This window comes from Ruegeria sp. BB1 (genome assembly GCF_056539465.1).
Genome location: NZ_JBQFVB010000003.1, coordinates 106,993 through 121,501 on the forward strand (window position 1 = coordinate 106,993; position 14,509 = coordinate 121,501).

Below are 14,509 nucleotides of genomic sequence, written 5' to 3' on the forward strand. Positions count from 1 at the left end.
ACCCTAACCATGGTAAGCCGCTACTGTTTTCACCTGCGAGAACCCAAACAGCGCCTCGAACCCCTTTTCGCGGCCATGACCGGACTTGCCGACACCGCCAAACGGCAACTCTACCCCGCCCCCCGCACCATAATTGTTGATGAACACCTGTCCTGAACGCAGCTGTTTCGCCAACCGCATCTGCCGCGCACCGTCGCGGGTCCAGATGCTGGCAACCAACCCGTATTCGGTGGCGTTGGCGATCTGAACCGCCTCCTCCTCGGTTTCAAAGGGGATCAGAACCTGCACCGGTCCAAAAATTTCATCCCGAGCCAGAAGGTGATCTGACGGGACATCGGCAAAAAGGGTTGGCTGCACATATGCCCCCTCGCCGGGGGCATGATCTACGATACGCCCTTGTCCTGCGATGTTGAGGTCGGCGCCTTTGGCTAAAAACCCCTCGACGATCTGTTTCTGACGGGCCGAGATCAGGGGGCCGACCCGCAAATCTTCGGGTGCTGGACCAACAGTCAGATCGGCATAGGCGGTTGCCATGCGGGTTTTGACCTGCTCATACACCCCACGCTGCACCAGAATACGGGACGAGGCCGAGCAGGTCTGCCCGGCATTCTGAATACCCGCGTTCACCAGAAACGGCAGTGCGGTATCAAGATCGGCATCGTCAAATACCAGCTGGGGCGATTTACCGCCCAGTTCCAGCGTCACTGGCACCACGTTGCGCCCCGCCGCCTGTTGAACCAGCGCGCCGGTGGCAACTGACCCTGTGAATGAAATATGCTGCATGCCTGGATGCGCTGACAATGCCGCCCCGGCCTCGGCCCCTAACCCCGGCACCACGTTCAGCGCTCCGGCAGGTAGGCCCGCCTGTTGCGCCAGATGGGCAAAGGCAAGCGCGGTTAAACACGCCTCTTCCGCTGGCTTTAGCACGCAGGCGTTGCCCATCGCCAAAGCTGCCCCGACAGAGCGGCCAATGATCTGCATCGGGTAGTTCCACGGCACTATATGCCCGGTCACTCCGTGCGGTTCGCGCAGCGTGTACACGGTGTAGCCGTCCAGATAGGGGATCGTCTCGCCCATCACCTTGTCCGCCGCGCCGCCGTAGAATTCGCAGTACCGCGCCAACGCCACGGCATCCGCACGGGCCTGTGTCAGCGGTTTTCCTACATCCATCGCCTCAAGCTGCGCCAAGTCCTCTACGCGTTCCAAAACCAGTTGGCCAAGTCGGGTCAGGACGCGGCCGCGCTCCAACGCCGTCTTTCGCCCCCAATCCCCATCCAACGCCGTTTGGGCGGCCTGCACAGCGGCATCTATATCTGGGGCATTCGCGCGGGCAATCCGGCAGATCTCGGATCCGTCAGACGGATTAATCATCGAAATCGTCTGCTGTGAAGCAGGCGCGACCCAATCGCCGCCGATCAGGCAAAGGCCGGGGTTGAACCAGAGAGAATTGGGCATTTTGGCCTCCATATCGACTCTAACAAAGGAATTACGCGACATTTGCACCGATACCGGGCAAGACCGGTGCGGCATCGATCAGGGTCCGAGTGTAAGCGTGCCGCGGGGAAGAGAATACCTGTTCGGTCTCACCCTGCTCAACAATTCTGCCTGCCTGCATCACCATCACCCGGTCGGTGATCGTGCGCACAACGCTTAGGTCGTGGCTGATGAACAGATAGGTCAGATTGTATGTGGCGCACAGTTCGGCCAGCAGGTCCAGAATCTGCGCCCGGACCGATACATCCAAGGCCGAGACCGCCTCATCAAACACGATCAGTTCGGGGCGAATGATCAAGGCGCGGGCAATGGCAATCCGCTGTCGTTGCCCGCCCGAGAATTCATGGATGTATTTGTTCGCATCATCCGGGCTGAGGCCCACGGCGGTCAGCATTTCGGCGATACGGTCTTGCCGCTCTGTGCCGGTGGGCGGGTTGTCCAACGGGTGAAACGGCTCGGTGATCAGGCGGGCGACGCGGTGGCGCGGGTTGAAACTGCCATAGGGGTCCTGAAACACCACCTGCATCTTACGTCGCACAACGGGGTTCGGCTTGTGACCGGCAAAGACAGGCTGGTTGTCCAGTAAAATTTCACCGCTCTGCACGTCCTCCAAACCCAAAATTGCCCGTGTTAGGGTCGATTTTCCACAACCAGATTCTCCGACCAGGCCCAACCGCTCACCCCGGTGCAGGGTAAAGCTGACTTCATCGACCGCGCGGTGGTGATCCGGCCTGCTGAACAGACCTTTTCGCGGCAAGCTATAGTCGCGCACCACATTTCTCACCTCTAGCAATGGCAGGGACTCGGGCGGGTCAGGTAGTGAAACCTGATGCCTCGAGGCCTGAAACAGCATCTTCGTATAGGGGTGCTGCATATTGTGCAGCAGGTCAGTGGTTGCACCGCTTTCGACCACCTCTCCATGGCGCATCACGACGATCTGGTTGGCCATGTCTGCCACCACCGCCAGATCGTGCGTGATCATCAGCAGCCCCATGCCATATTCGCGCGCCAGCCCTTTGAGCAGGTCGAGTATCTGCGCCTGTGTCGTCACATCCAGCGCGGTTGTCGGCTCATCCGCGATCAACAATTTGGGGCGCAGTGCGATTGCCATGGCGATTACCACACGCTGCCGTTGACCGCCGGACAGTTCATGCGGATATCGCGACAGCGGGAAACGGTCAGGTGGCAGGCCAACGCGGCTCAGAACCTCGTGTGCGCGGGCCCGCACCTTGGTGCGCGACATGGCCTTGTGGACCAGAATGGTTTCGATCACCTGATCGCCAATGGTTTTGACCGGGTTCAAGGCGGTCATGGGTTCCTGAAACACCATCCCAATTTTGGCCCCGCGCAGGGCGCACATTTCGCGTTCAGACCGTTTCAGCAGATTCTGACGTCCCAGCCAGATCGCACCTTCTGTCTTTGCGCCATTTGGCAGCAATTGCATCACGGCCAGCGCGGTCATCGACTTGCCCGAGCCACTTTCACCGGTCACGGCAACAATTTGTCCGGCACCAATACACAAGCTGACCCGCTTCAGAATCTCGGTCTCATGGATGGTCAGAGAAAGGTTTTCGATCTCCAGCAAGCTCATGCGCGCGCGACTCGAATTCTGGGATCAAGCCAATCGCGCAACCCATCGCCTAACAGGTTCAGTCCCAGCACAGTGACAATAATTGCCAGCCCCGGAATCAGAGCCAAATGCGGGGCAAAACTGACCATTGTCTGCGCATCAGCCAGCATTCGACCCCAACTGGGTGTGGGCGGCTGCGCACCCAGACCGACATAAGACAAGCCCGCCTCAGCTAGGATACCCAGCGAGAACTGGATGGTCCCCTGAACGATCAGCAGGTTCGCAACATTGGGCAGAATATGCTCTGCTGATATCCGCGCCGCGCCTTTGCCCGCGACACGCGCGGCCAGAATGAACTCGCGTTCCCATAGGGACAAGGCCGCGCCACGGGTGATGCGGGCGAAGACGGGAATGTTGAAAACACCGATCGCGATGATCGCGTTGATCGCGCCTGCTCCGAACACCGCTGTGATCAGAATGGCGATGACTAGCGAGGGGAAGGCAAAGACCAAATCGTTGCCGCGCATGATCACCTCATCCAGCCATGATCCTTTACGCGCTGCCGCCGTCAGGCCCAGCGGTACGCCCAGCGCCATACCGATCCCCACCGCCACCAATGCCACCGCGATGGACGTACGAGCCCCCACCATGATCATCGAGAACATGTCACGCCCGAAATGATCTGTGCCGAACCAATGCTGTGCATTAGGCGGCTCCAGCTTGTTGGGGATATCCAGCGCCGCATAATCATACGGCGTCCAGACAAAGGACATCAGCGCCGCCAGCAAGACCAACGAGGACAATACTGAACCAAGAAGCAGGTTGCGGCTCATGACCGACCTCTCAACCTTGGGTCCACGGCGGCATAAGCGAGATCGACCAGAAAGTTCACGGTGATGACAGCAAAGACAAGCAGCATGACCACCGATTCCACCACGACCAAATCGCGGGCCGAGATCGCCTGAAACACCAGCCGCCCGAGTCCGGGCAGATAAAACACCTGCTCGATGATGATCGACCCCGCCAACAGAAACGAGAACTGCAGCCCGATGATGGTCAGAACCGGGATAAGCGCGTTGCGCACACCGTGCCGCCACATTGCTTGACGGCGTGACAATCCCTTGGCGCGGGCAGTGCGCATGAAATCTTCGCCCAGTATATCCAGCAGCGAAGACCGCATGACCCGCGCCAAGATCGCCGCCTGCGGCAAGGCCAGCGCAATGGCTGGCAATGTCAGAGAATGCAGGCCGGTCCAGACGCCTTTGTCCCAACCCGCAAAACCTCCGGCGTTGAACCAGCGAAGGTTGATGGCAAAGATCAGCACCAGCATCATCGCGAACCAGAAATTCGGCACCGCGATGCCCAGCTGCGTCGCCCCCATCACCGTCAGATCCCCCGGCTTACCTCGGCGGGCGGCGGCGTAAATCCCGGCAGGGAAGGCAATCAGGGTCGATAAGGTCAGTGCATAAAGCGCCAGCGGCAAGGACACCCACAACCGATCCGCAATCATCTGCGACACCGGTGTGCGATACGTGTAAGAGGTCCCGAAATCCCCCACCACCATGCCGCCAACCCAGTTGAAATATCGTTGGATCTTGGACCCGTCCAATCCCAGCTCGGTCCGCAATGCGGCCAGCGTGTCCTCTTGCGCGTTGACGCCCAGCATGAACGAGGCCGGATCACCCGGCGCCACTTCGATCACGGCGAAGATAACCACTGAAGCAACCACAAGGCTGATCAGCAAAGATATCAGTCGTTTGAGGGCAAAGCGCAGCATTGAAGCCACGTTAGGATCACATATCGCGCGGGTCCAGCACCTAAGGCACCAACAGATAGGCAAAAACCGCGTAAGCGACGATGGCTGCATAGCCCAGCGGGTAAATCCACTTGATTGCGTAATTGTCCAGTTTTCTGGCCCCATCCTCACGCCCGGACACTTTCAGTTTGCGCAAGGCCACGTTGAACACGATCAGCGCCCCCGTCATCAGGAACATGCATTGAAGGATGAAATCCAGAAAGGTCAGATACCCCAGCTTGGGCAGATCGGCCGAAATCGCCCAGTTGAAGGCCACGAAGACCAGCAGATTGCCCCCGGCAATCTCGATCCGGCGGCGGTATTCGTCGAGGAAAAACAGTGCCCAGCCCACCGAGACCAGAACCAGCATCGGCAGGAACACCCGGATCACATAATAGGTCAGGTGCCGCTTTCCTTCGAACGCCAGCGCCACCTGATCGCTGTCCCGACCAGACAGGCCGATGACCGTTGAATGCAGAATCTGTGGGTTGTCCAGTATCCATTCTTCCTCGCCAAGCAGATCACCCAGGCCGGAGTGATCTTCCAGCGGATAGTAAGTCACGTATTCAGATGGAAAGATTGAAACGACCTCGAAAAAGAACTCCTGCGTGTCGAACGGGTACTTGCGGAAGTCGAAATGCGGGGCCTGCAATGTCAGCGAGGATTTCTCGACATAGACCACATGCCCGTCATAGTGCAGCGAGGCCGCGGCTTCGTGTATCCATTTGTTGGATTGCTGGTTGTGAATGACAAAGGCCGGAACCACCGCCCCAATATCCGAGGTATGTTTGGCCAGCGTCCTCGGATTGAAAACCTGAAACTCGCGGCCGACCTCTTCGCGGTCGAAGGCCAGGGCCGGGTCGGTCCATTCGACACGCAGAACGACAACGGCACCATAGTTCTCTGCCTTTTGATCTACGCTGGTGACCTGATCTATCCGGATACCGATCCCCACCTTCAGCGGGTTTTCCGGCGTGCCAACCAACGCCGCAAGCCCGCCATCCAGCACGTTTTGCGCCTGCGACTTGTCGCCCAGCACACAGAAGCAGGCAGTCACAGCAACAAAACACAAAAATCGGACCAGGTTCATTTTCGGGCTCATTCGGGAACAGGCAATCCGGGGCCGGATACAGCCCCGGATCAGATTATTCGGACCAACTGATCTGGGTCAGGTCGATGGCAGCTGTTGGCGCGTTCTTCCACAGGCCCTGAACACCGGCCTTGGCAACCCCCAGCTTGGCCAATTGGAACAAGTAGCCGTTGACATAGTCCGTGGCGATCAGGCGCTGCATATCGCCCAACAGCTTTTTACGCTCCTCCGGATCGGTGGTCGCGTTCAATGTCTCCATCAACGTCTGGGCATCCAGACTGTCATACTGGAAATAATAGTCGGGGCGGGCATAGATGCCGATATCCATTGGCTCAGTATGGCTGATGATGGTCAGTCCGTAATCCTTACCCTTGAACACAGATTCCAGCCACTGCGCCCATTCCACATTGATGATCTCGGCCTTGATGCCAACCTCGGCCAGTTGCGCGGCGATGATCTCGCCTCCGCGTCGGGCATAAGAGGGCGGCGGCAGGTGCAGGGTGGTCTCGAACCCCTCTTCATACCCCGCATCGGCCAGCAGTTTGGCGGCCTGTTTCGGGTCATGGGCCGAGGTGCCGGTCAGATCGACATAGGCAGGGTTGTGCGGTGCGAAATGAGTGCCGATGGGCGTGCCATAGCCGAACATCGCACCGTCAATGACCGCCTGCCGGTCGATGGCATGGGCCAGCGCCTGCCGCACGCGGATATCATCAAACGGGGGTTTCTTGTTGTTGGTCGACAGGATGGTTTCCCCCTCGGTCGACCCCACCAGCACCTGAAAACGCGGGTCAGCCTCGAATTGAGGCAGGTTTTCGGGTGCGGGGAAGTTGTCGAAGACGTCCACATCTTCGGCCATCACCGCAGCAAAGGCGGCAGTGGGGTCCGAGATGAATTTGAACGTAGCAGTCTCTAACGCAGGTTGTTCGCCCCAATAGTTGGGGTTCCGGTTTAGCGTGATGCTATCGCCCTGCACCCAGTCACCAAAGGTAAAGGCACCGGTCCCCACCGGGTTGGTCTTGATGTTGTCGATGCTTTCGGGCGCGACGATCACCGCATCCCCCCAAGCCATGTTGAACAGAAAATTGCCGTTCGGCTCGGACAGGGTGACCTTTACGGTCAGCGGGTCCACAATCTCAACGCTTTCGATGCCTGCAAACAGCGCCTTTTGCGCATTGGCACTGTCTTCGGCCGTGGCGCGGTCGAGGCTGAATTTGACGTCCTCGGCATCCATGACGGTGCCGTCATGAAAGGTCACCCCGTCGCGCAGCTTGAATGTATAGACAGTACCGTCCTCGGAAATTTCCCAGCTTTCGGCCAGGCCGGGCACGACCGAGCCGTCACCCATAAAGCGGGTCAGACCCTCGAAGATATTTGTGTAAACCACCGAATCAATGGCCTGCGCGGCGGCGCTGGTCGGGTCCAGGTGTGGCGGCTCCAACTGCATCGCAATCGTAATGTCCGATTTGGCCAAAGCCTGCGAGGCAAACAGGCTGGCGCCCACCGCCAGAGCCGACGCAATACTCCGAAACATCTGCTTTGTCATGAAAAACTCTCCCTGTTTGAATCCTTGGAACCGGCTGTTTTACAGGCTTTTCTGCACTCAATGTCCCTTTAAACCTCGGGTCAATCAAGGAAATGTTCGCGCAACCGGGGTTTCTATAACCTTGTGCAATCTGCTATGCCGCACTGCAACATGAACCCCGCAGGAGCGATCATGAGCGCCACCGCCCGCAAAACAGCCCCGAATGCCGAGGATATCCGCGCCCGCAAAGGCAGCACACCATTGGTCAGTTTGACTGCCTATACCACACCGATGGCACGGCTGATGGATGCCCATTGCGACTTTGTTCTGGTCGGCGACAGCGTCGGCATGGTGCTGCATGGGCTGACCTCGACCCTGGGTGTGACGATGGAGATGATGGTGATGCATGGTCAGGCCGTTGCGCGCGGTCTGGACAGGGCGATGATGGTTATCGATATGCCCTTTGCCAGTTACGAACACGACCCGGCCCATGCCTTCAAGAATGCCGCTCGCCTGATGGCCGAAACCGGCGCAGGCGCGGTCAAGCTGGAAGGCGGCGTGGAAATGGCCGAGACCATCCGCTTTCTGGTCAAGCGCGGTATCCCGGTGATGGCGCATATCGGCCTGACGCCACAATCGATCAACACGCTGGGCGGCTACAAGGTGCAGGGTCGCGACGAACAGGCGAAGGCGGTGTTGGCCGATGCCCATGCGGTGGCCGAGGCTGGTGCATTTTCCGTTGTGCTTGAGAAGGTACCGCAAGGCCTGGCTGATCAGATCACCGCCGAGGTCGCGATTCCGACCATCGGCATTGGCGCCTCAGCCGGATGTGATGGGCAGATTCTGGTCGTGGACGACATGGTGGGCTTTTTCACCGCGTTCAAACCGAAATTTGTCAAACGCTATGCCGAACTTGGTCCGCAAGCCGAGGCCGCCATCGCGGAATATGCCTCCGATGTGCGCGCCCGCAGCTTTCCAGCGGATGAACATGTCTTTGCCGATCAGGCTCCGTCCAAAGGACCTAAGACATGACCGCACCCATTCTGCGCCGCCTAAGTGATTTGCGCGCGCTGACGACCAAATGGCGCGGCAACGGCGAAACGATCGGTGTCGTCCCCACCATGGGCGCGCTACATCAGGGGCATCTTTCATTGGCCGAGGCCGCGAAGGCCGGAACCGACCGGGTGATCGTTACGGTTTTTGTGAACCCCAAACAGTTCAACAACCCCGACGATCTGGCCAATTACCCGCGGACCGAGAACGAAGATGCGCAGAAACTGGCCCCTTACGGTGTCGACGCGATCTATGTCCCCGATCCCGAGGAGATCTATCCGCAGGGCTTTGCCACCACCGTATCAGTCGCCGGTTTGACCGATGTGATGGAGGGTGAATTCCGCCCCGGCCATTTTGATGGCGTTGCCACTGTTGTCGCTAAGCTGTTCCTGCAAACGCAGGCAGATCGAGCCTATTTCGGGGAAAAAGACTATCAACAATTGATGATCGTCCGCCGCATGGCCCGCGATCTGGACATCCCCATCGAGGTGATCGGCTGCCCCACGGTGCGCGAACCCTCGGGGTTGGCGATGTCATCGCGCAACCTCCTCCTCTCGCCCGAGGGGTTGAACATTGCGGCCAACAAGCACCGGATCATGCAGGGTGTGGTCCAGTCGCTGAAAGCAGGGGCCGCGTTTGAAACTGTGGCCGCGCGGGCCGAGTCTGATCTGCTGGCGGCAGGCTTCACTCAAGTTGAATATATTCAACTGCGCTGCGCCGACACACTGGACCCGCTGACCCATGCCACACGACCCGCTCGGCTGTTTGCGGCGGCTTGGGCGGATGGCGTGCGGCTGATCGACAATATTCCTGTCTGAACGCTCTGGCACGATCGTCATTGTTTGCGCTAAAGTCCGGCAAAACCAGACCGGAGGAGGGCGCAGGCGTGACCTATATTCTTGCCATTGATCAGGGCACCACATCATCGCGGGCCATTTTGTTCGACGCGGATATGCAGCGCGTAGGCACCGCGCAGCACGAATTCACCCAGCATTTCCCGCAGGAAGGCTGGGTCGAGCACGACGCCGAAGAAATCTGGGAGAGCGTTCTGCGCGTCTGCCGCGAAGTGATGGACTCCACCGGCGTCACCGCCGACCAGATCGCAGGCATCGGCATCACCAACCAGCGCGAAACCACTGTGGTCTGGGACCGCACCACCGGTCAACCACTCCACAACGCCATCGTCTGGCAGGACCGCCGCACCGCCGAGATTTGCGCGCGCTATAAACGGGCGGGGTGCGAAGATGACGTGACCGCTCAGACCGGGCTGCTGCTGGACCCCTATTTCTCGGGCACCAAGGTCAAATGGCTGCTGGATACTGTGCCCGGCGCGCGCGAACGGGCTGAGGTCGGAGAGCTGATGTTCGGCACCATCGACTGTTTCCTGATCTGGCGTCTGACCGAGGGGCGCAGCCACGCCACCGACGCGACCAATGCCGCACGCACCCTGTTGTTCGACATCAACAAAGGCGAGTGGAGTGCCGAAATTTGCGACCTGCTGGACGTACCGATGAACATGCTGCCAGAGGTGCATGATTGTGCCTCGGACTTCGGAAATACGACCCTATTCGGGGGGGATATCCCAATTCTGGGCGTGGCGGGAGATCAGCAGGCCGCAACCATCGGGCAGGCCTGTTTTCAACCCGGCATGATGAAATCGACCTACGGTACGGGGTGTTTTGCCCTGCTGAATACCGGGGACAAACCGGTTGAATCCAAAAATCGCCTGCTGACGACGATTGCCTATCAGTTGGACGGCAAGCGCACCTATGCGCTGGAGGGGTCGATCTTTGTGGCCGGGGCCGCTGTGCAATGGCTACGCGATGCGTTGCAGATCATTGAGAGCGCCCCGGAAAGTGGTGAACTTGCCCAAAAAGCCGATCCAAACCAGCATGTGGTGCTGGTACCTGCCTTTACCGGCCTCGGCGCGCCCTATTGGAAGCCCGACTGCCGTGGCGCGGTGTTTGGCCTGACCCGCAATTCCGGCCGCGCGGAGTTCGCCAAGGCCACGCTGGAAAGCATCGCCTATCAAACCCGCGATCTGTGGCACGCCATGCAGGGCGACTGGGGCGCGGACACCGATGTCACCCTGCGCGTGGATGGCGGTGCCAGCGCCTCGGACTGGGCGATGCAGGGGTTGTCGGACTATCTGGGGGCCGAGGTCGACCGCCCGGTGATGCAGGAAACCACCGCATTAGGGGCGGCCTGGCTGGCCGGCATGCGCGCCGGTGTTTATCCGGACCAACAGGGTTTTTCCGAAACCTGGGCACTGGATCGTCGGTTTGAGCCGGAATTGTCCGCCCAAGAACGCGACGCCGCATATGATCGCTGGAAACGCGCGGTTGAGGCCGCGATGGCCTTCTAGCTGTGATCCTTCATCAGCCGCTGTTTCTGCCGTGACCAGTCCCGCTTGGCCTGAGTCTCACGCTTGTCGTGCAGCTTTTTACCTTTGGCGATGCCGATCTTCAGCTTCGCCCGGCCCTTGTGGTTGAAATACAAAACCAGCGGCACCAGCGTCATGCCCTTGCGCTGGGTGGCATTCCACAGATTCGACAGCTCTTTGCGCGACACCAGCAGCTTGCGGCGGCGGCGTTCTTCGTGCTTGAAAACCTTCGCCTGCTCATAAGGCGCGATATAGCTGTTGATCAGCCACAGCTCGCCATCCTCGACCGAAGCATAGCTTTCGGCAATGTTTGACCCACCAACGCGCAGGGATTTGACCTCGGACCCTTCCAGCACGATGCCGCACTCGATATCGTCCTCGATCGCGTAATCGAAGCGCGCACGCCGGTTTTCGGCGATAACTTTGTAATTCGGGTCTGTCTTTTGCTTGGCCATGACGCGTTGATTTAGGCGGCTTGGGCGGCCCTTGCAAGCCGTTGCGGTCAGGACGTGGCCGAGATGATCAGATCAGGACCGAAAATCGTGTCGGCGTGACTGTGCAGATAGATCTTCAGCCACGGCGTGAACCGCTGCGGATGTCGTTGCACTTCAGCCAGCAGATCATGGTAGTCGATCCACCGGATATCCATGACTTCGTCTGGATTAGGCTCGATTTTAAGCGGCCCACGAACATGAGCCAGAAAGATATCGACCACTTCGTGTTCGATCATGTTGTTGCCAACATCGGCGTGATATTCCAGCCGGTGCCGGTATTCCGGGTACAAGCCGGTGATCCCCAGCTCTTCGCGCAAACGACGCACGGCACATTCCGAGGGCGTCTCGCCCCAATCGGGATGGGTGCAGCAGGTATTCGCCCACAGGCCCGGCGTATGGTATTTGCCCAAAGCCCGGCGTTGCATCAAGATCTCGGTGCCGCGCACGACAAAGACCGACACTGCCTTGTGCCGCAGGCCCTTTTCATGCGCCTCAAGCTTGTCCACGGGGGTCAATTCACCATCAACCCAGGCCGGGATCATGATTCCCATCTGTCGTCTCCTGCTGCCGATCCGCCAGGGCGGCGGGATGTATGGAATTGGCTGCCGCCGGACCGGCTTGGCTTTGCGAAGTCATGCAAGGGCATGATGAACCGCGTATCCCCAAGGTGACCTTGATCCAAGCTGTTATCAATCGCACGAAAGGCCGCAGGGGCTGCGGCCTTTTGCAATCGTTCGAATGGTCTGGTTTTTCAGACGTTATTCGCCCGAGACACTGACGATATAGGCATAGACGTCTTCGCCGCCCTTCTTCAACTTGAAGGTCATTTTCGACTTGGCCGATGTCTCACCCAGGTAATCTTTCAAAAACGCCTTGGGATCCTGCGCGTATTCGACAAAGGTGGCTTCATCCCAGACCAGACCGTTTTCACCAGCCTCAACGATGCTGTCTCCGTATTTGAACCCTTCAACGGTACCCGCGGTGCGGCCCGCGATACCGTATAGGTTCGGACCGGTCTTACCGCCCTTGACGATGACTTCACCGGCCGGGTCAGCGATCTGATGGCAGGATTTGCATTTATTGAAGGCCTTTTTGCCGGCCTCGGCGTCACCTTCCGCATAGGCAGGAAGGGCCAGCAGGCCGACAATTGCGGTAGCGAGGATACGATTCATGAGTTTTGCTCCGATACGAATTGGCTGCACCGAATGGACCTTCGGCGCAAAAAAGAGTCAACGCGCAGATTGCCGCGCGAGGGTAATGTGCCCTGCGGCATAAAGACAGTCCTTAACTTTTGTCATGTGGTGCGGTCCAACAGGGCAATAGATCGCCCGCTGCCGGGGTCGCCAGATAAATAGCCCGCGCAATAGCTCGTGCCAGACAGACCGAGGCCGCATGTCCGATCAGCCCCAAGCCGGCTTCGGCGTCGATGGTCTGCGCGCCAGTGCTGACCGCAAAGACCAGATCTCCGTCCCCTGGTGTGTGTGCCGGCAGAATGGCGCGGGCAATGCCATCATGTGCTGCCACTGCCAGTCGCTGGCACTGCGATTTCGACAAGGCAGCATCCGTGGCCACAATAGCGATTGTCGTGTTGCCCTTATCCGGCTCGGCAAGTCGCATCGCCTGCGCCTTGAGGCTGGGAGCAGGAAAGCCAAGACCAGCACTTGAATCAGATCCTAAACCGCCAAATTCGTCTCCAAACTCGAACGGCGCTGCCCAGAAATGGCGGTCGCCGGGTGTTGTCACACTGCCCAGCGGGTTGGCCGCAACCAGGGCACCGACGGTCACCCCATTGTCCAGAACCAATGAGGCGGACCCGAGCCCCCCCTTGTGCCGCGCCGCCAAAGCGCCGGTTCCGGCCCCCGCTGTGCCTAACGCAAAAGCCACATCTGCGTCGTCAAAGGCCGCCTGTCCCAGCGCGCGATAGGGGTTTTGAACCCAATCCTTGTCTCCGCCGTTCAACAAATCAAACAGGATCGCGCCCGGCACAATGGGCACCACAGTATCGCCCACCGGATACCCCCTGCCCCGCGACCGCAATGCATCCGAGACGCCAGAACAGGCATCCAACCCAAAGGCCGACCCACCGGACAAAGTAATTGCATCCACTTGCGAGACCGATTTATCCGGCGCCAGCAGATCGGTTTCCCGCGTTCCCGGTGCGCCCCCCATCACGTGAACCGAGGCGGTAAAGGCCTGATCTGCCGTCAGGACAGTTGTTCCCGATTTCAACGCAGCGTCCTGCGCATTTCCGACCCTCAGGCCAGGGACATCGGTGATCAGGTTACGGGGTCCGGGGATCATGGATGGACCTCAGATACAACGGCCACCGTCGACCTCCAATGCAGCGCCGGTGATCATGCTCGCCTCGTCCGAACACAGGAAACAGGCGGCGTTGGCCATGTCGTCGGGGGTCGAGAAACGCCCCAGCGGGATGGTCGACAGGAACTTGGCGCGCATTTCAGGCGTATCTTCTCCCATGAAGGATTTCAGCAGTGGTGTTTCCCCGGCCACCGGACACAGCGCGTTCACCCGCACGCCCGAGGGCGCAAGTTCCACCGCCATTGTCTTGGTGGCAGTGATCATCCAGCCCTTGGACGCGTTGTACCAATTCAGGTTCGGACGTGGCGACAGCCCCGCGGTCGAGGCCACGTTCAGGATCGCACCCGCCCCGCGCGCTTTCATCGCTGGCACCAGCGCCCGTGCGGTCAGATAGACCGATTTCATGTTCACGTTGAAGACGCGGTCAAATTCCTCTTCGGTGACATCCTCTAGCGGCGTCGGCAGATGCGTGACACCGGCATTGTTCACCAGAATATCCAATTGCCCGAACCGATCCATCGCCATATCCGCCATGGCCTGCACCGAGACTGCATTCGCCACGTCGACCATCTGAGCAATCGCATTCGGCCCAAGCTGATTTGCCTGAACCTCGGCCGCGTCACCATTGATATCGGCAATCATGACCCGCGCGCCTTCGGACAGGAATTTCTGCACGATCCCGGCACCAAAGCCAGACGCGCCACCGGTTACAATCGCGGTTTTCCCCTCTAACCTCATGATCTTGCTCTCCCTTGCCCTATCAAACTAGCAAGGCACCGTGAAACTGCC

Annotated in this window: 14 protein-coding genes; 3 read left to right on the forward strand and 11 right to left on the reverse strand. The window is 59.2% G+C overall.

Annotation, left to right across the window (positions count from 1 at the left end):
• Nucleotides 1-3: 3 nt before the first annotated feature.
• Genes ACR0AL_RS09875 through ACR0AL_RS09900 form a run of 6 tightly spaced genes read right to left on the reverse strand, consistent with a single transcriptional unit; the run spans nucleotide 4 to nucleotide 7,492 of the window.
• Nucleotides 4-1,455: an aldehyde dehydrogenase family protein gene (locus ACR0AL_RS09875; RefSeq protein ID WP_480662833.1), complete on the reverse strand. Its 1,452-nt coding sequence runs from the start codon at nucleotides 1,453-1,455 to the stop codon at nucleotides 4-6.
• Between the two features lie 31 nt (nucleotides 1,456-1,486).
• Nucleotides 1,487-3,085, reverse strand: coding sequence for an ABC transporter ATP-binding protein (locus tag ACR0AL_RS09880; protein ID WP_480658538.1), 1,599 nt, complete (start codon nucleotides 3,083-3,085; stop codon nucleotides 1,487-1,489).
• Entirely contained in the window at nucleotides 3,082-3,897 is an 816-nt protein-coding gene (locus tag ACR0AL_RS09885; RefSeq protein ID WP_480662835.1) for an ABC transporter permease, read from the reverse strand. The genes ACR0AL_RS09880 and ACR0AL_RS09885 overlap by 4 nt, the downstream gene beginning before the upstream one ends.
• On the reverse strand, nucleotides 3,894-4,841 hold the full coding sequence (locus ACR0AL_RS09890; RefSeq protein WP_480662837.1) for an ABC transporter permease: 948 nt from the start codon (nucleotides 4,839-4,841) through the stop codon (nucleotides 3,894-3,896). Before ACR0AL_RS09890 ends, ACR0AL_RS09885 begins: the two co-directional genes overlap by 4 nt.
• Before the next feature lie 40 nt (nucleotides 4,842-4,881).
• Nucleotides 4,882-5,949: a ligand-gated ion channel gene (locus ACR0AL_RS09895; RefSeq protein ID WP_170349726.1), complete on the reverse strand. Its 1,068-nt coding sequence runs from the start codon at nucleotides 5,947-5,949 to the stop codon at nucleotides 4,882-4,884.
• A gap of 55 nt (nucleotides 5,950-6,004) precedes the next feature.
• Nucleotides 6,005-7,492, reverse strand: a complete 1,488-nt coding sequence (locus ACR0AL_RS09900) for an ABC transporter substrate-binding protein (protein WP_480662839.1) — start codon at nucleotides 7,490-7,492, stop codon at nucleotides 6,005-6,007.
• A 171-nt stretch (nucleotides 7,493-7,663) separates the two neighbouring features.
• On the opposite strand from ACR0AL_RS09900, the gene panB reads away from it, so the two are divergent.
• From panB to glpK, 3 genes are all read left to right on the forward strand, one after another.
• On the forward strand, nucleotides 7,664-8,503 hold the full coding sequence (gene panB, locus ACR0AL_RS09905; RefSeq protein WP_170396649.1) for a 3-methyl-2-oxobutanoate hydroxymethyltransferase: 840 nt from the start codon (nucleotides 7,664-7,666) through the stop codon (nucleotides 8,501-8,503).
• Nucleotides 8,500-9,342, forward strand: a complete 843-nt coding sequence (panC, locus tag ACR0AL_RS09910) for a pantoate--beta-alanine ligase (RefSeq protein WP_480662841.1) — start codon at nucleotides 8,500-8,502, stop codon at nucleotides 9,340-9,342. Before panB ends, panC begins: the two co-directional genes overlap by 4 nt.
• Nucleotides 9,343-9,410: 68 nt before the next feature.
• The gene (glpK, locus tag ACR0AL_RS09915) at nucleotides 9,411-10,889 is read left to right on the forward strand and encodes a glycerol kinase GlpK (RefSeq protein ID WP_425081326.1); all 1,479 of its coding nucleotides are present in this window, start codon (nucleotides 9,411-9,413) and stop codon (nucleotides 10,887-10,889) included.
• Here glpK and smpB read toward each other — a convergent pair.
• The 5 genes from smpB to ACR0AL_RS09940 all read right to left on the reverse strand — a co-directional run bounded on the left by smpB (nucleotide 10,886) and on the right by ACR0AL_RS09940 (nucleotide 14,458).
• The gene (smpB, locus tag ACR0AL_RS09920) at nucleotides 10,886-11,362 is read right to left on the reverse strand and encodes an SsrA-binding protein SmpB (protein WP_170360845.1); all 477 of its coding nucleotides are present in this window, start codon (nucleotides 11,360-11,362) and stop codon (nucleotides 10,886-10,888) included. The genes glpK and smpB overlap by 4 nt on opposite strands.
• A 47-nt stretch (nucleotides 11,363-11,409) precedes the next feature.
• Entirely contained in the window at nucleotides 11,410-11,952 is a 543-nt protein-coding gene (gene idi, locus ACR0AL_RS09925; RefSeq protein ID WP_170349720.1) for an isopentenyl-diphosphate Delta-isomerase, read from the reverse strand.
• 207 nt (nucleotides 11,953-12,159) lie between these two features.
• The gene (locus ACR0AL_RS09930) at nucleotides 12,160-12,573 is read right to left on the reverse strand and encodes a c-type cytochrome (protein WP_170349719.1); all 414 of its coding nucleotides are present in this window, start codon (nucleotides 12,571-12,573) and stop codon (nucleotides 12,160-12,162) included.
• 112 nt (nucleotides 12,574-12,685) lie between these two features.
• Nucleotides 12,686-13,702 carry a P1 family peptidase gene (locus tag ACR0AL_RS09935; protein WP_170360847.1) on the reverse strand — a complete coding sequence of 339 codons (1,017 nt, stop codon included), beginning with the start codon at nucleotides 13,700-13,702 and terminating at the stop codon, nucleotides 12,686-12,688.
• Between the two features lie 9 nt (nucleotides 13,703-13,711).
• The gene (locus ACR0AL_RS09940; RefSeq protein WP_170360849.1) at nucleotides 13,712-14,458 is read right to left on the reverse strand and encodes an SDR family oxidoreductase; all 747 of its coding nucleotides are present in this window, start codon (nucleotides 14,456-14,458) and stop codon (nucleotides 13,712-13,714) included.
• Nucleotides 14,459-14,509: the final 51 nt, after the last annotated feature.